Origin of the sequence: Poritiphilus flavus, from assembly GCF_009901585.1 — a bacterium.
GTDB lineage: Bacteria > Bacteroidota > Bacteroidia > Flavobacteriales > Flavobacteriaceae > Poritiphilus > Poritiphilus flavus.
Genome location: NZ_WXYO01000003.1, coordinates 414,786 through 437,423, shown reverse-complemented (window position 1 = coordinate 437,423; position 22,638 = coordinate 414,786). Strand labels below are relative to the sequence as shown.

17 protein-coding genes are annotated in these 22,638 nt (G+C 45.7%); 12 read left to right on the top strand and 5 right to left on the bottom strand.

All coding sequences use genetic code 11. The features are described from left to right. Positions 1-87: 87 nt before the first annotated feature. Together GTQ38_RS08930 and GTQ38_RS08925 are read left to right on the top strand one after the other, a co-directional pair. Positions 88-1,272: an acetyl-CoA C-acyltransferase gene (locus GTQ38_RS08930; protein WP_161435148.1), complete on the top strand. Its 1,185-nt coding sequence runs from the start codon at positions 88-90 to the stop codon at positions 1,270-1,272. 9 nt (positions 1,273-1,281) lie between these two features. Beyond that, positions 1,282-2,034, top strand: coding sequence for a C40 family peptidase (locus GTQ38_RS08925; protein WP_161435147.1), 753 nt, complete (start codon positions 1,282-1,284; stop codon positions 2,032-2,034). 59 nt (positions 2,035-2,093) lie between these two features. Here the strand turns inward: GTQ38_RS08925 and GTQ38_RS08920 are convergent, their stop codons facing one another. Both GTQ38_RS08920 and gyrA read right to left on the bottom strand, forming a co-directional pair. After that, positions 2,094-3,356, bottom strand: coding sequence for a tetratricopeptide repeat protein (locus tag GTQ38_RS08920; RefSeq protein WP_161435146.1), 1,263 nt, complete (start codon positions 3,354-3,356; stop codon positions 2,094-2,096). 39 nt (positions 3,357-3,395) lie between these two features. Beyond that, positions 3,396-5,927 (bottom strand): DNA gyrase subunit A, encoded by a 2,532-nt coding sequence (gyrA, locus tag GTQ38_RS08915; protein WP_161435145.1) that lies wholly within the window; start codon positions 5,925-5,927, stop codon positions 3,396-3,398. Between the two features lie 260 nt (positions 5,928-6,187). On the opposite strand from gyrA, the gene GTQ38_RS08910 reads away from it, so the two are divergent. Then, on the top strand, positions 6,188-8,737 hold the full coding sequence (locus GTQ38_RS08910; RefSeq protein WP_161435144.1) for an ATP-dependent Clp protease ATP-binding subunit: 2,550 nt from the start codon (positions 6,188-6,190) through the stop codon (positions 8,735-8,737). Between the two features lie 201 nt (positions 8,738-8,938). After that, positions 8,939-9,334 (top strand): STAS/SEC14 domain-containing protein, encoded by a 396-nt coding sequence (locus GTQ38_RS08905; protein ID WP_161435143.1) that lies wholly within the window; start codon positions 8,939-8,941, stop codon positions 9,332-9,334. Positions 9,335-9,389: 55 nt separating this feature from the next. Here the strand turns inward: GTQ38_RS08905 and GTQ38_RS08900 are convergent, their stop codons facing one another. Next, positions 9,390-10,937 carry an NAD(P)H-hydrate dehydratase gene (locus tag GTQ38_RS08900; RefSeq protein ID WP_161435142.1) on the bottom strand — a complete coding sequence of 516 codons (1,548 nt, stop codon included), beginning with the start codon at positions 10,935-10,937 and terminating at the stop codon, positions 9,390-9,392. Positions 10,938-11,345: 408 nt separating this feature from the next. On the opposite strand from GTQ38_RS08900, the gene thrA reads away from it, so the two are divergent. The 3 genes from thrA to thrC all read left to right on the top strand — a co-directional run bounded on the left by thrA (position 11,346) and on the right by thrC (position 16,087). Next, the gene (gene thrA / locus GTQ38_RS08895) at positions 11,346-13,790 is read left to right on the top strand and encodes a bifunctional aspartate kinase/homoserine dehydrogenase I (RefSeq protein WP_161435141.1); all 2,445 of its coding nucleotides are present in this window, start codon (positions 11,346-11,348) and stop codon (positions 13,788-13,790) included. 4 nt (positions 13,791-13,794) lie between these two features. Beyond that, positions 13,795-14,727 carry a homoserine kinase gene (locus tag GTQ38_RS08890; protein WP_161435140.1) on the top strand — a complete coding sequence of 311 codons (933 nt, stop codon included), beginning with the start codon at positions 13,795-13,797 and terminating at the stop codon, positions 14,725-14,727. Between the two features lie 64 nt (positions 14,728-14,791). Beyond that, positions 14,792-16,087 carry a threonine synthase gene (gene thrC / locus GTQ38_RS08885; protein WP_161435139.1) on the top strand — a complete coding sequence of 432 codons (1,296 nt, stop codon included), beginning with the start codon at positions 14,792-14,794 and terminating at the stop codon, positions 16,085-16,087. A 20-nt stretch (positions 16,088-16,107) separates the two neighbouring features. On the opposite strand, the gene GTQ38_RS08880 is transcribed toward thrC, so the two are convergent. Then, on the bottom strand, positions 16,108-17,721 hold the full coding sequence (locus tag GTQ38_RS08880) for an aminopeptidase P N-terminal domain-containing protein (RefSeq protein ID WP_161435138.1): 1,614 nt from the start codon (positions 17,719-17,721) through the stop codon (positions 16,108-16,110). Between the two features lie 151 nt (positions 17,722-17,872). Here GTQ38_RS08880 and gcvT point away from each other — a divergent pair, with 151 nt between their 5' ends. The 5 genes from gcvT (at position 17,873) to GTQ38_RS08855 (ending at position 21,737) form a co-directional block, all read left to right on the top strand. Then, positions 17,873-18,955, top strand: a complete 1,083-nt coding sequence (gcvT, locus tag GTQ38_RS08875; protein WP_161435137.1) for a glycine cleavage system aminomethyltransferase GcvT — start codon at positions 17,873-17,875, stop codon at positions 18,953-18,955. A gap of 10 nt (positions 18,956-18,965) precedes the next feature. Then, on the top strand, positions 18,966-19,814 hold the full coding sequence (locus GTQ38_RS08870; protein ID WP_238857861.1) for a sugar nucleotide-binding protein: 849 nt from the start codon (positions 18,966-18,968) through the stop codon (positions 19,812-19,814). Between the two features lie 68 nt (positions 19,815-19,882). Beyond that, positions 19,883-20,182: a 4a-hydroxytetrahydrobiopterin dehydratase gene (locus tag GTQ38_RS08865; protein ID WP_161435136.1), complete on the top strand. Its 300-nt coding sequence runs from the start codon at positions 19,883-19,885 to the stop codon at positions 20,180-20,182. A 105-nt stretch (positions 20,183-20,287) separates the two neighbouring features. Further along, complete coding sequence (locus GTQ38_RS08860; protein ID WP_161435135.1) at positions 20,288-20,998, top strand: YebC/PmpR family DNA-binding transcriptional regulator; 711 nt, start codon at positions 20,288-20,290, stop codon at positions 20,996-20,998. 241 nt (positions 20,999-21,239) lie between these two features. After that, positions 21,240-21,737 (top strand): hypothetical protein, encoded by a 498-nt coding sequence (locus GTQ38_RS08855; RefSeq protein ID WP_238857860.1) that lies wholly within the window; start codon positions 21,240-21,242, stop codon positions 21,735-21,737. 347 nt (positions 21,738-22,084) lie between these two features. Here GTQ38_RS08855 and GTQ38_RS08850 read toward each other — a convergent pair whose 3' ends face one another. Further along, positions 22,085-22,636: a 1-acyl-sn-glycerol-3-phosphate acyltransferase gene (locus GTQ38_RS08850; RefSeq protein WP_161435134.1), complete on the bottom strand. Its 552-nt coding sequence runs from the start codon at positions 22,634-22,636 to the stop codon at positions 22,085-22,087. Between the last annotated feature and the right edge of the window lie 2 nt (positions 22,637-22,638).

Here is a 22,638-nt window from a genome sequence, read left to right as displayed (position 1 = left end):
AAAATAATACGCTTTCCCTCTCTTTTGAAGTTTTAGACGGGCCGTTGCACTTTAATTTATTATTTTCGCGGTACAAATTGAACAGCGATGAAAGAGGTTGTAATTGTTTCCGTGGCCCGCACCCCGATCGGCAGTTTTATGGGGGCTTTGTCCAGCATTCCTGCTCCAAAATTAGGTGCTGTGGCTATCAAAGGCGCGTTAGATAAAATCGGTCTAAAACCGGATCTCGTAGAGGAAGTTCTTATGGGAAATGTTGTGCAGGCCGGAACAGGCCAGGCACCGGCGAGGCAGGCTGCCATTTACGCGGGTATCCCGGATTCCGTCCCCTGTACAACGGTAAATAAGGTATGTGCTTCGGGAATGAAGGCCATTATGCAGGCCGCTCAATCCATCGCACTCGGGGATACTTCCATAGTGGTTGCCGGAGGTATGGAAAGCATGAGCCTCATACCCCATTACGTACATCTGAGAAACGGTCATAAATTTGGCCCTTCCACCCTAACGGATGGGATGCAGAAAGACGGGCTCGTAGATGTCTACGATCAGAACGCCATGGGAGTATGTGCTGACGCGTGTGCGGCAGAGTACGACTTTAGCCGGGAAGACCAGGACAATTTCGCCATACAATCCTATCAGCGCTCAGCGGACGCCTGGGCAGCCGGAAAATTTAGTGATGAAGTAGTATCTGTAGAAGTTCCTCAAAGGAGAGGTGAACCTGTGGTGGTAAGCGAGGACGAGGAATATAAGAACGTAAAAATGGAAAAAATACCGGCACTCAGACCGGCCTTTACCAAAGACGGAACAGTTACCGCGGCCAATGCCTCCACCATCAACGACGGAGCAGCGGCGGTAGTGCTAATGAGTGCGGATAAAGCAAAAGAATTAGGACTCACACCGCTGGCCAGTATCAAGAGTTATGCTGATGCCGCCCAGGAACCCAAATGGTTTACAACTGCTCCTGCCAAAGCCCTGCCAAAGGCACTTGCCAAGGCTGGCATATCCATAGATCAGGTGGATTATTTTGAGTTTAACGAGGCGTTTTCAGTAGTTGGCCTTGCTAATATGAAGCTCTTGGGCCTTAATGATAGCAATGTCAATGTGAATGGTGGTGCCGTTTCTCTGGGACATCCGCTGGGTTGTTCCGGAGCGAGAATAGTGATTACCCTGCTCAGTGTTCTGCAACAAAATGACGGTCAGATCGGAGCCGCGGCCATCTGTAATGGCGGTGGTGGCGCTTCTGCCCTGATCCTAGAACGCAAAGCCGCCTCCTAAAAGTTCCCTATGCAATTCGGAATTTGCGCCCTGAGTATTGTTCCTGTTAAACTAAATGCCGATGATACCGCCGAAGTAGTTACCCAACTGCTCTATGGCGAGCATTTTAAGATCTTAGAGGCAAGAAAAAGCTGGAGCAGGATCAGAAGCGCTTTCGACAAAACCGAAGGATGGGTACTCAATAGTCAGATCTCAGAGATCAGCAAGGAGGCTTATGAAGGAATTGGGAAAACTGGCGCTGTAGAGCACTCTTCGGACCTGGTATCTTTTGTAAGTGGGGAGAAGGGCCTGCTTATTCCCATAGTAATGGGCAGTAGTGTGTCTAACTCACAACTCGCCAAGCATTGCTATGAAGGTGATACCGGTAAGCCTGGTGCCCATAAGGATCAACTCATCAACTTCGCTTTGAACTATTTGCACGCGCCTTACCTGCGAGGTGGACGGACCCCTTTTGGCATAGATGCCCCGGGGCTTACGCAAATGGTATATAAACTATACGGTGTTTCCCTGGCAAGAACGGCTTTGGATCAGTCCGGGCAGGGAGAGGCCCTGAGCTTTATTGAAGAAAGTGAAGCGGGAGACCTGGCTTTTTTTGACAATAAGGAAGGAGTCATCGATCATGTAGGCCTGATCATGCAGGACAATTATATCATTCATGTCAATGGGCGGGTTCGGATTGATCGTTTGGATCATACCGGAATATTCAATACCGAGGTCCGGAATTATACTCACAAACTGAGGGTTATCAAGAAAATAATATGACCCTCCATCGCCAAAGCCACAGAGGGTCATAAACTATTTGTCTTAAAAGTATATCAGTACTATTCGCCTAACAACTTCTTGATTCTCATAAAGTTCTCATTGTCACCCAAAGCCCCGTAAATGTTTTTCAACTGGCTTAGGATACCCTGGTTGTCCGGGTTGGTCTTCAAGGCTTCTTCAAGAATTCCGGCTCCTTCCAAAAAGAGATCGTCTTTCTTTTGCTTAAGCTCATCGTATCTGGCGATATCCGCTCTGGAGTTGCCAAGGTTATTCATTTCATCGATCAGCCCGTTCCCTTCATTTACATAAGTGGTAGAAAGGTTTAATTGAGCATTTACATAGCCTGGATCTACTTCCAATGCCTTTTTGTAAGAAGCTCTGGCCTCTTCCATATTTCCTTGCTCCATATTAATAACACCGATGTTGTAATGCAGATCAGGGTTATCCGGTGCCATTGAAGCAGCTTCGGCCATTAGCTCTTTAAATTTGTCTTTGTCTCCGGTCTGGTAGTACAAATTGGCTTCGCTCAATACCAGGTTTACATCATCAGGGTTGCTGGCCCTTGCTTCTTTAAAAGCTTCGAAAGCCTTGTCATTCTGGCCTGTCTGAGTGTAGATCAGGGCCATATTCTTAACGATCTCCGCGGTTTTAGACGGTAATTTTTCGTCAACAGGATCTGAATAACTTCCTGATTTAACATAGAGGTCGCGCTGGGTCTTATCCATAGTTTCCACTTCACCGGTCGCCACGTTGGTAGCCTTGTACGCTATACCGCCACCGTCATATCCAACAGCCTTAAGTTCGTCGTAATAACCCAAAGCCATATCGTAGTGTCCACCGTTTACGGCACTACTGGCCGCATAATAAAGATAAGAGGTGTCTTTAGGACTGATCTTGTAACTCATATAGAGTTTTTCAGCCGCTTCTTTGAACTTCTTGTTGTTATTGTCATCAACAGCCGCGTTTACCAGGTCTGCTGATATAGCCGCCAGACGCTGCTCAGTTTCATTAGTATATTTAGCCTTCCCTGATTTCTCTTCCAGGCTGATGACCTCTCTAAAGGACTTAACCGCCTCGTCAAAAGCGGTTGCATCACCTTTATTGGCGAGATCCGCATAGGCCTTACCTCTTAGGAAATGGTATTGCGCCTTTACTTTGTCATCTGCTCCGGAAATGGTTCCGGCGGCACCTTCAAGGGCCGCTTTGGCAGCTGCGGCATCTCCGCCCTTGAGCGCTTTGTCCGCCGCTTTGATCTCCGCCTTCTGGGCAAAAGCAACCATCGTAAAGACTGTAGCTACTACTGTTAAAATCTTAGTTCTCATCGTGATATTAAATTTAGTATTAGTGTTTATTGATTATGTTTATTCCTTTGTTTCCGGGCTATCTTTATCAAGAGCCGTGCCATCTTCCGTATCTACCTCAATGTTCATGATGTCAGCATCGTCCAGATCGTCCTCATCTTTACGCACCTTTGCGACGGCCGCTATGGAATCATCATCCTTCAAATTGATCAGTTTCACTCCCTGAGTAGCCCTGCCCATTGTTCTCAGATCTTCCACGCTCATTCTTATGGCAATACCTGATTTGTTGATGATCATCAGATCATCTGTATCCGAAACATTCTTAATAGCGACCAAAGGACCGGTTTTATCCGTGATGGAAATGGTCTTAACACCTTTTCCACCCCTATTCGTAACCCGGTAATCATCTATGCTGGATCTCTTACCAAAGCCGTTCTCCGAAACCACCAGTATCTCATCGTCAAAATTGTGAACAGATACCATACCTATAACGGCATCGTCTTCACCGGCCAGGGTAATACCGCGAACCCCGGAAGCATTTCTTCCCATTGGACGCGTCTTGCTCTCTTCAAACCGGATAGCTTTCCCGGACCGCAGACCTAAGAATATCTGGCTGGCACCTGTTGTCAGTTTGGCTTCCAAAAGCTCGTCATCCTCGCGGATGTTGATCGCAATGATCCCGTTTTGCCTTGGCCTGGAGTATTGCTCCAGGGAGGTTTTTTTCACCGTACCTTTTCGGGTGGCCATAATCACGTAATGACTATTGACGTACTCTTCGTCCTTGAGGTCCTGAGTACAAATAAAGGCTTTTACCTTATCTTCCTTTTCTATATTGATCAGGTTTTGAATGGCCCTTCCTTTAGATGTTCTGCTGCCTTCTGGTATCTCATAGACCCTCATCCAGAAACACTTTCCTTTTTGGGTAAAGAAGAGCATGTACTGGTGATTGGTACCGACGAACAAATGTTCCAGGAAATCTTCGTTCCGCGTAGATGAAGCCTTCTGTCCGACCCCGCCTCTGTGTTGAGTTTTATATTCGGTAAGCGGCGTCCTCTTAATGTATCCTGCGTGCGAAATGGTGATAACCACCTGCTCATCAGGGATCATATCCTCAATGCTAAGATCACCTCCCGCAAAATTGATCTCGGAACGTCTTACATCTCCGTACTTCTCTTTAACTTCTGTCAGCTCATCTTTGATGATCTGCATCCTTCTTTCCTTATTGGCAAGGATGTCTTTGAGATCTGCAATCGTTTTGATGATCTCCTCGTATTCTGATCGGAGCTTGTCCTGTTCCAGACCGGTAAGCTGTCGAAGACGCATCTCTACAATGGCCCTGGCCTGAATTTCGGTAAGCTCAAAACGCTTCATCAGGTTGGTCCTGGCCTCATCTGCATTTGCTGATCCTCTGATAATGGAGATCACCTCGTCAATATTGTCCGAAGCGATGATCAGTCCTTCCAGGATATGCGCCCGATCTTCGGCTTTCTTAAGCTCGAATTTGGTCCTGCGCACCACCACCTCATGACGGTGATCTACAAAATGGTGGATGATCTCCTTAAGATTCAGAAGTTTTGGCCTTCCGTTTACTAAGGCAATATTGTTCACGCTGAACGAAGACTGCAGGGCAGTGTATTTATAGAGGGTATTCAGAACAATGTTCGGAATGGCGTCTCGCTTCAGAATGTAAACGACGCGCATTCCCTTTCGGTCAGACTCATCCCTGATGTTCGCTATCCCATCTATCTTCTTGTCGTTGATCAGGTCCGCGGTTTTCTTGATCATATCCGCCTTATTGACCTGATAAGGGATTTCTGTGACGATAATGCACTCCCTGCCATCGATTTCTTCGAAGGAAGCCTTGCCGCGCATGACAATTCGTCCTCTTCCGGTATGAAATGCCTCTTTGACACCATCATAGCCGTAGATGGTTCCTCCTGTCGGAAAATCTGGCGCTTTTATGTGGGTGATCAGCTCATCGATCTCAATATCATTGTTATCGATAAAGGCCACGGTACCATCCACCACTTCGGAAAGGTTGTGAGGAGGCATATTGGTGGCCATACCCACGGCAATACCTGAAGCCCCGTTTATCAAAAGATTCGGGATCCGGGTTGGCAGTACGGTAGGCTCTTCCAGGGAATCGTCAAAATTCAGCTGGTGGTCTACGGTATCCTTGTCGATATCCGAAAGCATCTCATCGGCGATCTTGCGCATACGCGCCTCGGTATATCGCATTGCTGCAGGGCTGTCCCCGTCTATGGAACCAAAGTTACCCTGACCGTCTATGAGCATATACCTCAGGCTCCATTCCTGAGCCATACGCACCATGGTATCATATACTGAAGTATCACCATGCGGGTGGTACTTACCTAAAACTTCCCCGACAATACGGGCTGATTTTTTATGTGAACTTGTTGATCTTACACCCAATTCGTGCATCCCGAACAACACCCTCCGGTGTACAGGCTTTAAGCCATCCCTGACATCGGGTAGCGCACGTGACACAATGACCGACATTGAATAATCAATGTAGGCAGATTTCATCTCATCTTCAATGTTGATAGGAATAAGTTTTTCTCCTTCCGCCATACTAAAATCTTATTGCTTTTTAGTGGTTAAAATATCATGCCAATATACACAAAATCACAGGATACAAAGCAATTCCACAGTACTTTATTAAAGAATTTATCAACACCAAATAACCTCGTTTTCGTTAATAATTCCGGTGTTAATTTTTTTGTAAATCGAGGTTTTTTTCGTCATTTAGACCAAGTTTATCGAATATAGGTACGGTATTTGACGTTCTTATGAATAGATTTACTAATTTTAAACCTATATAAGGGTAGTTTATGGACGATAATTTTTCACCAAGAGTAAAAGATGTTATCGCGTACAGTAAAGAAGAGGCCTTAAGATTGGGGCATGACTTTATTGGTACGGAGCATCTGATGCTGGGATTGCTGCGTGACGGTAATGGGAAAGCCATAAGCATCCTCGATGCTTTGGATGTGGATTTGGATCACCTACGCCGTAAGGTAGAAATATTGAGTCCCGCAAATCCGAACTCTGGTAACGCACAAAAAGACAAAAAAAACCTTCATCTTACGAGACAGGCTGAACGCGCATTGAAAACAACTTTCCTGGAAGCTAAACTCTTCCAAAGTTCTTCTATCAATACCGCGCACCTACTGCTTTGCATACTGAGAAATGAAAATGATCCTACCACAAAGCTTTTGCACAAGCTCAAGGTAGACTATGACGGGGTCAAAGATCAATTCAAATCTATGATCACCAGTGATGACGATTATTCCGATTCTCCTAGCTCAGAATCCTTTCCAAGTGATTCTGACGAACCTATGGAAGGCAAAGAAGGTTCCTTTGGATCCACAACAGGTCAGAAAGGAAGTAAGAAATCCAAGACTCCGGTATTGGACAACTTTGGTCGTGACCTTACGAGGCTGGCCGAAGAAAACAAGTTGGATCCGGTAGTTGGAAGGGAAAAAGAAATTGAAAGGGTCTCTCAGATATTGAGTCGCCGCAAGAAAAACAACCCACTGCTTATCGGGGAACCCGGAGTGGGAAAAAGTGCCATAGCCGAAGGCCTGGCACTGCGGATAATCAATAAGAAGGTCTCGCGCATCCTTTACAACAAAAGAGTGGTTACCCTGGATCTGGCCTCACTGGTTGCAGGAACGAAGTATCGCGGACAGTTTGAGGAGCGTATGAAGGCCGTGATGAACGAGCTGGAAAAGAATGATGACGTCATCCTCTTCATCGATGAGATCCATACCATAGTGGGTGCCGGTGGTGCAACCGGTAGCCTGGATGCCTCCAATATGTTCAAACCGGCTTTGGCCAGGGGAGAAATTCAATGTATCGGGGCCACCACACTGGACGAGTACAGACAGTATATAGAAAAAGACGGAGCTCTGGAGCGAAGGTTCCAGAAAGTTATGGTTGAGCCTACTTCTGTAGAAGAGACCATTGAGATCCTTAAGAATATCAAGGAAAAATACGAGGATCACCACAACGTCAATTATACGGACGATGCCCTTGTGGCCTGTGTTAAGCTCACAAACCGATATATGACAGATCGCTTCCTGCCGGACAAGGCTATCGATGCCCTGGATGAAGCAGGATCCCGTGTCCATATCGTAAATATGGATGTTCCTAAGCAGATCCTGGAATTGGAGAAGCAACTGGAAGACGTTAGGGAACTCAAAAACAGCGTGGTTAAAAAGCAACGCTATGAAGAGGCGGCAAAGCTAAGGGACGACGAAAAAAGGTTGGAGAAAGAACTTGCATTGGCACAGGAGAAATGGGAAGAGGATAGCAAACTCCATCGTGAAACAGTTAGCGAGGAGAATGTGGCCGATGTGGTTTCCATGATGAGTGGGATACCGGTGAATAAGATCGCCCAGACGGAGAGCAATAAGCTGGCGGAATTGCCAGAGCTGATCAAAGGAAATGTTATCGGGCAGGACGAGGCTGTTGCCAAAGTGGCCAAGGCCATACAGCGTAACAGGGCTGGTCTGAAAGACCCGAACAAACCCATAGGTTCTTTCATATTCCTGGGACAAACAGGGGTTGGTAAAACCCAGTTGGCCAAGATCCTGGCCAAGGAACTCTTTGATTCCGAGGACGCGCTTATCCGTATCGATATGAGCGAATACATGGAAAAATTCGCCATTTCACGATTGGTAGGAGCGCCTCCGGGCTATGTAGGATATGAAGAAGGAGGACAACTGACCGAAAAAGTAAGGCGTAAGCCCTATTCCGTAATATTGCTGGATGAAGTTGAAAAAGCCCATCCGGATGTGTTCAATATGCTGTTACAGGTGCTGGACGACGGTTTCCTGACAGACAGCCTGGGCCGTAAGATCGATTTCAGAAATACGATCATCATTATGACCTCCAATATCGGAGCACGGCAGTTGAAAGATTTCGGACAGGGTGTCGGCTTTGGCACTTCGGCAAAGAAGTCTCAGGCAGACGGCCACCAGAAGAGCGTCATAGAAAACGCCTTAAAGAAGGCCTTTGCTCCTGAATTCCTTAACAGGATAGACGATGTGATCGTTTTCAATCCGCTGGAAAGAGAACATATTCACAAGATTATCGACATCGAACTGTTCAAGCTGTACGCGAGGATAAAAGATATCGGTTATGACCTCAACCTTTCAGATGCTGCCAAGGATTATATCGCTGAAAAAGGATTTGATAAGCAATATGGTGCCAGGCCATTGAAAAGGGCTATCCAGAAATATATTGAGGATACTCTGGCCGAGGAAATCGTCAATTCCAAATTAGAAGAAGGAGATAGCATCTTTATGGATCTGGATGAGAAAAAGAATGAGTTATCCCTTAAAATAAAAAAGGCCAAAAAATCCTCTAAGGCGTAAGAACCTCACAGGAATTATAAAACATAAGGAGTCCGTAAAAACGGGCTCCTTTTTTTATGCCCGAACAGGGAAAGTAAGAAACTAAATACAGCAAATAAACCGCTCAGGCCGTATAAACGATATTTAGGTCTTTTATCTAATATTTTTCACCAAATTATTGCTTAATTCTATTTTCGTTCCGGACACTTTAAACTATATGGAATGAAAGTCAGACCCACCAAAAAAACGGTGGTTGTCAGAGAATACCAGCTGGATATTGGAAAGATCCAGGTGTTCCAGAACCACATGGTCGCCATTTTTGACGAAGGTGCTACGCTCACCTTAGAAAGAGCTTATCAAATCATCGGAATTTCAGAAATTCACTTTCGGGACAGGAATTTTGGTTATATCAGTCTGCGAAAGCATTCATATGCCATAGATCCTACGATTTACAGTTATCTGAGACAACTAAAGAACCTGAAAGCCTTTGCTATAGTGTCCGTCAAGGAAGTAGATATGCACAACTTCAAAATTGAAAAGCTCTTCTACAAAAAACCGATGAAGTTCTTCATTGATTACAAGAATGCCCTGGCATGGGTTAAGCGCAGAGTACGCTAATCCTAAACACCACAATACTTAGTTAATCTGGTTTTAAGGATTGATCCGAAAAGAATTAGGCTTCGGTTTCTTCGGTTTGCTGCTCTTGTGTTTGCGGTGGTCTTAAGAGTTCTATATAGGCTTTGCCGATGAAATCAATTATGCTATTGGCGGTTAAGGCTTCAAAACCCTGTTCTGTGGCCGCGAGGTCCCCGGCCATACCGTGAAGAAAGACACCAAAAATTGCAGCTGCCAGCGGTTCATATCCCTGGGAAAGCAGGCCGGTTATAAACCCGGTTAGCACATCCCCGCTTCCAGCAGTGGCCATCCCCGGATTCCCATTGTTATTGATATAGCATTTTTCTCCTGCACAGATTGTGGTATGTGCACCTTTTATCACAATAATACAGCGGTGATTTACTGAAAACTCCCTGGTCTTCTGGAGCTTTTCAAAATCGTCTTTCCAAGAGCCAAGCAGCCGTTCCAGCTCTTTAGGATGCGGGGTAAGTATGCTTCCTTCCGGTATTTTGTCCAGTAACTTCCGGTTTTGCGATAGAATATTGAGGGCGTCCGCATCCAGCACCATAGCGCTCTTTTGTGCATCGAGGAAAGCGGAAAGCGCAGATACGGTCTCTTTTTCCGTGCCCAGACCAATTCCTGCTCCAACGGCAGAAGGTTCCAGGTCAAACTCAATCTGGGAGATGTATTTCTCCCCTTTATCTGTAAGCACCATGGCTTCTGGGCAGGCAATTTGCAGGGGTAAGAGTCCACATTGAGGCACGTATGCCGTAACCAGCCCGGCGCCAACCCGCAAGCAGGCGGAAGTACTCAGGATAACAGCTCCTATCTTACCATAACTTCCTCCCAGAATAAGCGCATGCCCGTAATGGCCCTTGTGCGAGAATTTTTGTCTGGGCCGGTACAAGGGCAGAACTTCCGCTTTACCCATAAGTTTGTAGGTGGTCTCAGTCTTTTCAAGAAATTCCGGGTCCAACCCTATATCCAGCACATCCCATTGTTTGATATATCGAGCTGTCTCCGGAAGGAAAAAGACCAGTTTGGGCGCCTGAAAGCTCAATACAAAATCTGCTTCCACCGCAAACTCAGGATCTTCAATCCCCCTATCCATAAACAGGCCGGATGGCACATCAACAGAAAGTATAAAAGCGCCTGTAGCCTTCAGATTTTTCATTAGATCCACTACCCAGGGAGCCGGACTTCTGTTCAGGCCTATTCCAAAAATGGCATCCACTATAATATCATCAACCCCGATACTGGGAAAAGCGCTGTCTCCGTTCAATATATTAGGCCAGATCTTTCGTGCTTTCAACCTGTCCAGATTGGTCAAAAAATCAGGAGAACGTTTCTCGCTGTAGTTCACGATATTCACTTCAATATGATAGCCGTGTTCCTGAAGATGTCTGGCCAGCGCTAAACCGTCTCCTCCATTATTCCCTATTCCACAGAAGAGATGGATCTTTACAGGCGCTCCCTGCATACGCTGGTGCAACCAGTGAAAGAGCTGTAAAGAGGCCCGTTCCATAAGTTCATCGCTGGTTATTTGTTGCTTTTGGATGGTGAAGCTATCCGCAGCATAAATCTGTTTAGCGTCGAAGATTTTCATAATTGAAGGTACATGTTTGCCTCAATTGCCCCGGGCCGAGGATAAAAAAGCTGAAATTATCTTTTCCGACATTAGGTCAAACTACTGTACTACAGCTCCAAACCTCATTGAAAAATTGAAGGTTATTTCCGTATTGTTAAATTATTTGGTAAAAATATCGGAAAAACAATGTCAACATTGCAAAAATTGGATAAATCTTTGCTAAGGTATTCAAATGTGCTACTTTTGAGCCTTTAACAGAAGTTAATGCCTGAGAAAACGGACATAGCAACTTATTCTTTCAGCCTTACCCATGCGGCCACTATCAGCTCTAATGGTACCACCACCCCATTGGGGTAAGCTATTAGTAATATCTCCGTTTTTACATCTCCTATTTGTTTCATAAACTATTCATAATCCGATAGACGAATGAAAATTCTAAAGTTTGGTGGTACTTCGGTAGCCAATGCTCAAAACATACAAAAAGTACAGCGTATTGTCAGTCAGATCGACTCAGATAAAGCGGTAATTGTGGTGTCCGCCCTGGGCGGGATAACTGACCTGCTGCTTACAGCCCAAAATCAGGCTGCAGAGCAGGATGACACCTATAAAACCACCCTTGCAGAGATCGAGAACAGACACATCCAAACCATAAAGGAATTGCTGCCCATCGAACGCCAAAGCAGTGTTCTCAGTGCGGTTAAGAGCGATCTAAATACGCTCGAAACTCTTCTGGAGGGTGCATTTCTTATAGGAGAATCCACCCCACAGCTATCGGACAAAATTGTAAGCTATGGGGAACTTCTCTCTTCTTTTATTATTAGTGAATATTTTATTTCGGCTGGGTTGGATACCTCATTTAAGGACAGTCGTGAATTGATACTCACCGATGAAACCTACGGCAAAGCCGCAGTAAATTTTAAAAAGACCAATGCTCAGTGCCAGGCCTATTTTGATGGAAACTCAAAAAGAATTACACTGCTACCAGGTTTTGTGGCATCTTCAGCATCAGGCAATACCACAACCCTCGGCAGGGGCGGATCCGATTATACCGCCGCCGTTATTGCTGCAGCTATAAACGCGGAGGAACTACAGATCTGGACGGATGTCAGCGGAATGTACACCGCCAATCCGAAACTTGTAAAGCAATCAAGGGCGATAACCCGCATTTCTTATGAAGAGGCCATGGAATTGTCGCACTTCGGCGCCAAGGTATTATACCCTCCGACCATTCAGCCGGTATTGGCCAAAGCTATCCCCATCAGGATAAAAAATACTTTCGACCCTGATGCAGAGGGAACCCTGATCACCAGTATGAAAAATGGCGGTGACAAGACAGTAAGAGGCATAAGTTATATCGAGCACATTGCCCTGCTCTCTCTTGAAGGACCTGGCATGATCGGAATCCCGGGAGTATCCAAGCGATTTTTTGAAGTCCTTTCCCAGGCGGGAATAAGTATTGTATTAATTACCCAGGCTTCTTCTGAGCATTCCATTTGCATCGGGATCTCGGAAGCGGAGGCCAAGGTGGCCCGGGAACTGGTGAACAAGGAATTCGATCATGAGATCTCCACCGGGAAATTACAACCAGTGGTGGTGGAAGAAGATCTGGCCATAATTGCATTGGTTGGGGACAATATGAAAAGTCACCAGGGATTGAGCGGTAAAATGTTCAGTGCTCTGGGGAAGAACAACGTAAACATCCGCGCTATTGCCCAGGGGGCGTCCGAAAGGAATATTTCTGCTGTCATAAACGCAGCAGACGCCAAGAAAGCGCTGAATACCCTCCATGAGGAATTCTTTGAAGCGCGCGTAAAGCAGCTCAACCTATTTGTGATGGGTGTAGGAAACGTGGGTTCAAGGTTTTTAAGGCAACTGTATCAGCAACGTTCCTTCCTGAAGGAAAACCTAAAACTGAATGTCCGGGTGATCGGGATCTCTAATTCCCGTAAGATGTATTTTGATCCCGAAGGCATTGAGCTTGGAAATTGGGAGGAGGCCCTTTCCAAAGGAGAAAAAGCAGACAAGGAGTTGTTTTTCGATCGGGTTCGGGAACTGAACTACCGGAACAGCATATTTGTGGATAATACGGCCAGTGAAGAGGTATCAGACGCTTATGCCACTTACCTACGGGAGAGCATTGCCATAGTGACTTGCAACAAGATCGCCTGTTCTTCGGACTATTCCAATTACAAGGAACTTAAGGCACTTAGCCGTACTTATAATGCGCCCTTTCTTTTTGAGACCAATGTAGGAGCAGGACTCCCCATTATTGATACGCTTAAGAACCTGGTCGCCTCCGGTGATAAAGTGCTAAAGATCCAGGCCGTGCTTTCCGGAAGCCTGAATTTTGTTTTCAATAATTTCAATGCAGACAATACTTTTAAAGATATCGTAAAGCAGGCCCAGGAAGAGGGCTATACCGAACCTGATCCCAAAATAGACCTCAGCGGTATTGACGTAATGCGCAAAATATTGATCCTGGCCCGGGAAAGCGGATATGAATTGAATCTTGAAGATATTGAGAACCAGTCTTTCCTGCCGGATGCCAGTCTGAAGACTACCAACAATGAAGAATTTTTTAAAACTTTGGAAGAAAGTGAAGAGGAATTCCAGGCGCTTTATAAGGAGGCAGCGAAACATCAAAGTAGGCTTAAATACGTCGCCAGGTTTGAGAATGGCGAGGCATCTGTTGGTCTCCAGCATATCCCTGAGGGACATGATTTTTACAATCTTGAAGGAAGCGACAATATCGTGCTGTTCTATACGGAAAGGTATCCGGATCAACCCATGATCATAAAAGGTGCCGGCGCCGGGGCAGATGTTACTGCTTCGGGTATCTTTGCAGATATTATAAGAATCGGAAACTTTTAGTCTCATGGATATCATCAAAGTTTTTTGTCCGGCTACCATTGCCAATATTTCCTGCGGATTTGATATTCTGGGGCTGGCCTTGAATGAGGTTGGTGACGAAATGACCGTAAAAAAGGTAGCAGAACCAGGGATCCGCATCACTTCTATAATTGGGCAAGACCTGCCTCTTGAGGCCACAAAAAATGTAGCCGGAGTAGCTGGTTTGGCCTTGTTACAAGATGTTGATTGCGATTTTGGTTTTGATATCGCTATTGACAAACGAATAAAAGCGGGCAGCGGCATTGGTAGTAGTGCTGCCAGTGCCGCGGGAGCTGTTTGGGCCATCAACGAGTTACTGGGGCGTCCGCTTTCCGTAGATCAACTCGTACCTTACGCCATGGCCGGAGAGAAACTGGCAAGCGGTGTTCCGCATGCAGATAATGTTGCACCCGTGCTGTTCGGCGGGTTTACGCTGGTGAGGAGCTATGATCCCCTGGACGTTATTCGCATTCATACCCCCAAAGAACTATATGCCACCATAATCCATCCACAGATTGAGGTCAAGACAGCGGATTCCAGAAGGATACTCAAAACGAAGATCTCCCTGGGAGACGGGGTAAAGCAATGGGGCAATGTAGGTGGTCTTATCGCAGGCTTGTATACTGAAGACTATGATCTTATTGGAAGGTCTTTGGTGGATCATATTGTAGAACCCATACGCTCCATGCTTATTCCCGGCTTTGAAGCCATTAAAAAAGCGTCTATGGAAGTAGGAGCCCTGGGCTGCGGAATTTCCGGTTCGGGTCCTTCGGTTTTTGCCTTTTCCAAAGGGCTGGAAACCGCTAACAGCGTTAAACAAGCCATGGAAGCCGTTTACGATCCGCTGGAACTACCCTATGAAACGCATGTATCCGGAGTGAATCTGGATGGAGTTAGAGCAGTGGGCGGTGTACAGTAAGCAGTGAACAGTGAACAATTAATGAGTATGCTTTAATCTTAAACTTAAGCTTGTACTTACAGAAATGAAATTTTACAGTTTAAATAAGCAGGCTCCGGAAGTATCTTTCAAAGAGGCCGTGATTCGGGGTATAGCTCCGGACAAAGGGCTGTATTTTCCAGAGTACATCCCACAGTTGCCGGAAGCTTTCTTTGAGACTATCGATCAAAAAGACAGCTTAACGATAGCATATGAGGCAATGAAGCCTTTTGTACAGCCGGATATCCCGGATGAGGCATTGAAAGATATCCTCCGAGGCGTATTGGATTTTGATTTTCCGCTGGTAGAGATCGAAGAAAAAGTGTCTGCCCTGGAACTTTTTCACGGACCAACTATGGCCTTCAAAGATGTTGGCGCCCGTTTTATGGCGAGATGCCTCGGCTATTTCTTCAAGGATTCAGAAGCATCGGTTACGGTATTGGTGGCTACATCCGGAGATACCGGAGGCGCTGTAGCCAATGGTTTCTTAGGCGTAAAGGGTGTCAATGTAGTTATTTTATACCCGGACGGAAAGGTCAGTGATATCCAGGAAAGACAGTTGACCACCCTGGGTCAGAACATCTCGGCTCTTAGGGTAGACGGGACTTTTGACGACTGTCAGGACATGGTCAAAAGGGCTTTTCTCGACGAGGATCTAAGGAAAAACCTTCAATTGACCTCGGCCAATTCCATCAATGTAGCACGATGGCTTCCTCAACTGTTATACTATCTGTTCGCCTATAAAAATGCAAAGACCAAATCGTCTAAACTGGTCTTTTCCGTACCCAGTGGCAATTTTGGGAATATCTGTGCGGGAATGGTGGCCCGCCGAATGGGCATGCCTTGTGATCAGTTCATTGCAGCCACAAATATCAACGATACGGTCCCGGAATTTATGAGGACGAAAGCCTATCGTCCCAAACCCTCTTCCCAAACTATTTCAAACGCCATGGATGTTGGGGACCCCAGTAATTTCGTTCGTATCAGACATCTGTATAATGATTCCTTTGATGCCCTTGAAAAAGAACTATCTTCCTACGCGTTCACGGACGACATGACAAGAAATGCCATTGCTGAGATCCATGCCAACTCAGCTTATATCGCCGATCCGCATGGTGCTGTAGGTTATCTGGGCCTCAAAGCTTACCAAAAAGAGCATCCAGACAGCTACGGGATTTTCCTGGAAACCGCTCATCCCGTAAAGTTTATCGATGTGGTTGAAAATACCCTTGGGGTAAAATTAGAGATCCCCGTGCAGATAAAGCAAGTTATGGGCAAGGAAAAGCACTCGGAACCCATAAGTTCTTATGATCAGCTCAAGACCTATCTCCTAAGGCGATAAACTAATTTTTTGAAATAGTTTTAATCGAGTCCGGGAAGTACAAAATCGTCCAGGGGGCTCTTTTCCGCCATTAGGGATTCGATATCTTCAGCAGTTCTGGGCGCCATTACTGAGAGATTGACAGGGCCGTCCTCGGTGATCAGGATATCGTCTTCTATGCGCACGGCAATCCCCCACCATTTTTTATCGCAATCGCTACCTTCCGGGATATATATGCCCGGTTCTACTGTGATCACTGTATTTTCTTTAAAAGACTCGTAGGTACCGCGGTCATGAACATCCAGGCCCAGGTAATGAGAGGTGCCATGTGGGAAATAGGTACGGGCCTGCCCGGAGTCTGAGATGATCCCCAGTTTCAAAAGCCCCTTTGTAATCACTTCTCTGGCAGCTTCCCCGGGAGCCTTGAAGGGTGCTCCTACAACGCTGGCTTTAATGCCCGCCTCCTGTGCTTTATAGACAATGTCGTAGATCTGTTTTTGTTCCGGAGAAAACCGGCCGTTGGCAGGAATAGTACGGGTAACATCACCGGTATAGCCGCGATACTCCGCGCCAAGATCCATCAAAACCAGCTCGTCTCCTACCTTAGGCTTGTTATTCTCTATGTAGTGTAGAATACAGCCGTTATGCCCACCACCAACAATGGAAGGATAGCCCTCATATTCAGCACCGTATTTTTTGTAGACAAATTCATGAACCCCCTGAATTTCACTTTCGGACATATTGGGATGCATGGCTTTCATTACCTCTATCTGCCCTACGGCCGATATCTCTATGGCCTTTTTTAGCAGCTTTATTTCCTCATTGGTCTTCACCTCCCTCAGCCTGTTCATAATGGTCTCAAGCATAAAGGAATTGAGGTTATTCGATCTTAATTCCAAAGAAACCTTCTCTTTGATCTCCTGTCTCAGGTTTTGATCTTTGGCATTGGCAAAATCGCTGAGCAGCCTGTCCTTTCGCAAATCTTTATAATAATTCAGGTAACGACCAAGGGTCAGTACAACCTGCTCGCTATTGGTTTCGTCCGAGGAATTGATCATTGTGTAAAGCTGCTGCCTTGTAGGGTTAAAATCCGCAGGATAGTTCGCTTTCTCCTTAAAGGCCCTAATCAGGTCAAAAAGGTCTGCTGTTCCTTTAAGGTCGCGGTAGTCATTCTTGAAATTAAAAAAGAGCACACTATCGAATCCCTTAAAATCAGTCCTGGAGTTGATAAACTCCCGGCCGTTAAAAGCCATTTCAAAACCCAATTTTTGTTTTGCCCCCTTAACTCCCAGTCTTTTGCCATCCCATTGCTCTGCCTGAAGGTCCCTTTCCTGAACATAGATGATCTCATCGTATGCCTGTCCATCCTGTCCTTGCTGTTCTTCCGAAAATATCAAGAGAACGGCATTGGGTTCCCTATAGCCTGTCAGATAGTAAAAATCAGGATCCTGATGATAGACATAGTCCACATCATTGGCCCTATTGCGTTGTGGATTTGCGAAGAACACAGCCACACTGTTTAGAGGCATCATTGCCCGGACAGCGGCCCTTCGCTCCTTGTGAAAACTGGCTGGTAAATAGTCTGTAGGAAGATCTTGTGCTATTAGCTTAAAAAACGACACAAAAAGTGCTAGCAACAATAAATTCTGTCTCATTTAATGTAGGGTTAATTCGCCCAAAATAGGGAATTTTAACGGAACAAAGCGTTAAAATTAAGGTTCATTTCAATAGTAAAAACATAAGCCTGGAAACCCTTAAGGTGACAAAATATTTCGATACATTTGCGCAATCAAAATACGATGACTAATGAAAACTACTGCCTTATCCCAGGTTCATGAGGCCTTAGGTGCAAAAATGGTGCCATTTGCCGGCTACCTGATGCCAGTGTCCTACGAAGGAGTCAATATTGAGCATAAGACGGTACGGAATGCAGTGGGTGTCTTTGACGTCTCTCATATGGGTGAATTTTTGATCGAAGGGCCAAAGGCATTGGATCTGATCCAAATGGTTTCCTCCAATGACGCCTCTAAACTAACCGTCGGGAAGGCTCAGTACAGTTGTTTGCCAAATGAAACAGGCGGTATTGTGGATGATCTCATCATATACCGGGTAAAGGAAGATACCTACTTGCTGGTGGTCAACGCCTCTAATATTGAGAAGGACTGGGATCATATCTCCAGGTATAATGAGGAAATCGGCGCCACTATGCGTGATCTCTCGGAGTCCTATTCCTTACTCGCCATCCAGGGGCCAAAGGCCGTAGAAGCAATGCAATCCCTAAGTTCCGTGGACCTGAGTGCCATAAAGTTTTACAATTTTGTTGTAGGGGATTTCGCGGGGATCCCTCATGTGATCATTTCCGCTACGGGGTATACCGGATCAGGCGGTTTTGAGATCTATTGTAAAAATGATGAAGTGCATCAGGTGTGGGAAAGGGTTCTGCAAGCCGGAGCGGATTACGGCATAAAGCCTATAGGCCTGGCGGCCAGAGATACGCTAAGACTGGAAATGGGGTATTGCCTGTACGGCAACGATATTGACGATACTACCTCCCCTTTTGAGGCAGGACTGGGATGGATCACTAAATTCAGTAAGGATTTTGTCAATTCCGAAAGCCTGGCTAAGGCGAAGGAAGAAGGTCCATCGAACAAACTCATCGGTTTTGAAATGGACGAAAGGGGAATACCCCGACAGGGGTACGATATTGCAGATATGGAAGGTAATAGGATAGGCAGGGTTACCTCTGGCACTATGTCTCCTTCGCTTGAAAAAGGCATCGGTTTAGGTTATGTAAAAACTTCGGCCGCCGATCCGGGTAACAAGATCTACATTCAAATCAGAAATAAGGCGGTACAGGCCACAGTCGTAAAACCACCTTTTTACAAGTGAACGAAACCAAATGAGTAAAGGCAGGGGAAAGTTGGAGAAAAAAGGAAAGAAAATACTCATACTCGGGGCCAGTGGATTTATAGGTAATGCCATCTACAAGGAGCTATGCAATTATTATGACACCTACGGAACCTACTGCAATGCAAGAAGAACCTTTGAACACAATGGCCAATTCTTTCGGTATGACATGGAAGAGGACGACATCGTCCGTATCCTGGAAAGCGTTCAACCACAGATTATTATATCTGCGGTAAGAGGTAATTTTGCAGCTCAGATCCAGGCGCACCAGCACATGTTGGAGTACCTGGTAAAAAATCCGTGCAGGCTCTATTTCCTTTCTTCGGCGAACGTTTTTGACGCCTACAGTAAATACCCCTCTTACGAATATGATAAAACCCTTTCCGAAAGCGTTTACGGACGGTTGAAGATAAAGATCGAGAATATGTTACTCAGACTGCCAAAGTCTAAAATGGCTATTCTACGGGTGCCCATGGTCTTTGGTAATACCTCACCAAGGGTCAAGGAGATAAAACGCGCTATCTGGAATAACGAGCCGGTTGAAGTATTTCCGAATTTGGTGATGAACGTTACCAATGATGACAAACTCACCCAGCAGATACATTATCTCATCAACAGGGATAAGGGCGGAGTTTACCATTTGGGGAGCAATGATCTGGTGCATCACGAGGATTTTATCAAAGAGGTCGTGGAGCGGATCGGGCATTTCACCCCAATTTATAAAAGGGTATTTACTACTAATGAGGAACGTTACCTGGCCGTTTTGCCAAGGGACAATCAACTGCCCAAGAACCTTCAGATGGGTTACCAGGAAATTATCGATCATCATGTGATGGGGTAGCGATATTTGAAGTTTTCTTTACAAAACATCCCATTGCTATTTAATAACTTTAGGGAAAACTATTGACCATGGAAAAATTAAGCGAAAGAACCATACAGGAACGCCTTGATAAGCTGGAGGGATGGGAATATGTAGACGGAGCTATAGAGACTACCTACCAGTTCGGAAATTTCCGAGAGGCCTTTTCGGCCATGACCTTGTTGTCCTTTGAATGTGAAATTCAGGGGCATCATCCGGATTGGACCAACGTTTACAACAGGCTAACTATTAGGCTGAACACTCACGATGTCGGCGGAGTGACCGAAAAGGATTTTACCCTGGCCCATAGCATAGAGGAATTGGTCCAGGAGGCGGGGCGCCCGGTATAGGGCCGTCATGAAAGGCCGGTCTTGGCCAAACTACCGGGTATTTTGAGCTCTTGTACGACTATCAAAAATTGCTAAATTTGCTTCCTATCAAACAACAGCAGTACTATGGGAAGAGCGTTTGAGTTCAGAAAGGCGCGAAAAATGAAGCGGTGGGCGGCCATGTCCAAGGCTTTTACGAGGATAGGCAAGGATATTGTCATGGCTGTAAAAGAAGGTGGGCCGGACCCTGATACCAATGCAAGGCTTAGGGCAGTCATTCAGAACGCCAAGTCTGTTAACATGCCCAAGGACAATATTGAAAGGGCCATAAAAAGAGCTTCAGACAAGTCTCAGGGCGATTTTAAGGAAATCCTCTTTGAAGGTTATGCTCCTCACGGTATCGCAATTCTTATAGAAACAGCCACAGATAACAACACCAGGACGGTTGCCAACATACGCAGTTACTTCAACAAATGCGATGGAAGCCTGGGCACTTCGGGTTCCGTGGAATTTATGTTTGACCACACCTGTAACTTCCGAATAAACGGAGAGGGTATGGATGCTGAGGAACTGGAACTGGATATGATCGACTTTGGGGCCGAAGAGGTTTTTGTAGACGAAGACGGCATACTGATCTACGCTCCCTTTGAATGCTTTGGTGCAATCCAAAAGGAATTGGAATCCAGGGAGATCGAGATCCTTTCCTCAGGTTTTGAACGTATCCCCCAGGTTACCAAAGAACTGAGCCCGGAACAAATAGAGGATGTGGAAAAGCTATTGGAAAAGATCGAAGAGGACGACGATGTGCAGAACGTGTATCACACGATGAAAGAGTAAATTGAATTGCTGCACATAGTCCATTATACCCTTATAACCTACTCCATTCAAAATTATTCTTCAAACCTACTTTATAAGGTAAAACACGCTTATTAAGGTCTGGGAAGTGTGGTTTTATGTCAGACACGGTCTAAATTAGATCAAGCTCCCGATATTTTCGTCGAAATACTCCACGCTTTCCCTGAAAAATCACCAACTTGAAAGATGTAATGAATTTCGGCTGGAGTCGACCAAAATTAATATGATGAGATATCTCCTGACCTTATTCGCAATACTCACTGTCTGTTCCTCCAGGGGGCAACAAATGGACCCGGCTCAGCTGGAAAACCTGATCACAAGTGTTTCCGACACCTTACAAACCAATGGTAACGCCCTTCAATTTCTTTACAAGGAGAGGATGCTCATCTGTATTTACGATGAAAATGCCAACCGCATGCGCATCATCTCCCCGATTGTGGAAAGGGAGCAACTGGAGGAAGACCAATTACTGAACGCACTAGTGGCTAACTTCCATTCTGCCCTGGACGTAAAATACGCCCTTAGTGATGAGATTATCTGGTCCGTATTCACCCATCCTCTTAGGGAACTTTCGGACCACCAGGTGCTGGACGCCATAGAGCAGGTTTATCTGGCAGCGTTTACCTTTGGCACTTCTTATTCCAGTACTAACCTTGTATTCCCGGGGAATTCGGGTAAAAAGGAAAAACCCAGGCCTAAAAAAATCTTGAATAAGACCTAGGACCCAATACAATATGGGGTAGACGGGTAAATGGTTGGATGGATAGATTATTAGATGGTTGGACCGTTAGACGGCTAGACTGGTGGATGGTTGGACGGGTAGATGGTTGGATGGTTAGACGGGTAGATGGTTGGATAGTTAGATGGTTCGACGATTAGATGGCTGGAAGGATGGACGGGTAGATGGTTAGACGGATAGACGGATGGATAGTTAGATGGTTGGACGGGTAGACGGGTAGATTGTTGGATTGTTAGACTGATAGACGGGTAGACGAGTAGATAGTTACAGTTTTACAATTTTACAACTTCACAGTTTTACAATTTTACAGTTTTACACCTTATCAACATTCAGACTGGCGCATCAAAGCTGTACTCCGGCACTTTGCCAAGCACTCCCTTGAAGAAAGCATAGTAGCTTTGGAAATCCGCTTTTTGGTCTGTAGTGGTCCAATGAGGTTCTGAAAATTTCACTTCTTTTTTCCCAAAATCAAAAGCTACCATTACGATGGGTACATTGGCCTCTTTGGCGATATGATAGAAGCCCGTTTTCCATTTTGATACTTTTTTTCGGGTGCCTTCAGGGGCAAGTGCCAATCGGAATACCTTCCGCTGATCAAACAGAGCCGCAACAGACTTAACTGTATCGCTGCTCTTGCTTCTATCGATAGGAGCACCGCCTGTCCACCTGAAATACCAGCCAAAAGGCCATTTAAACAGACTCTTTTTTGCTATATAATTGATCTCCCTGTCCATGATCTTCCGAACCAGAACGCCGAGGAAAAAGTCTACCCAGCTAGTATGTGGTACCACGATCACCACGCATTTTTCCACCTCCGGAAAGCTTCCGGTCATTCGCCAACCGAATAGTTTAAAATAGATGAATTTTGCCAGGCTTCGCATAG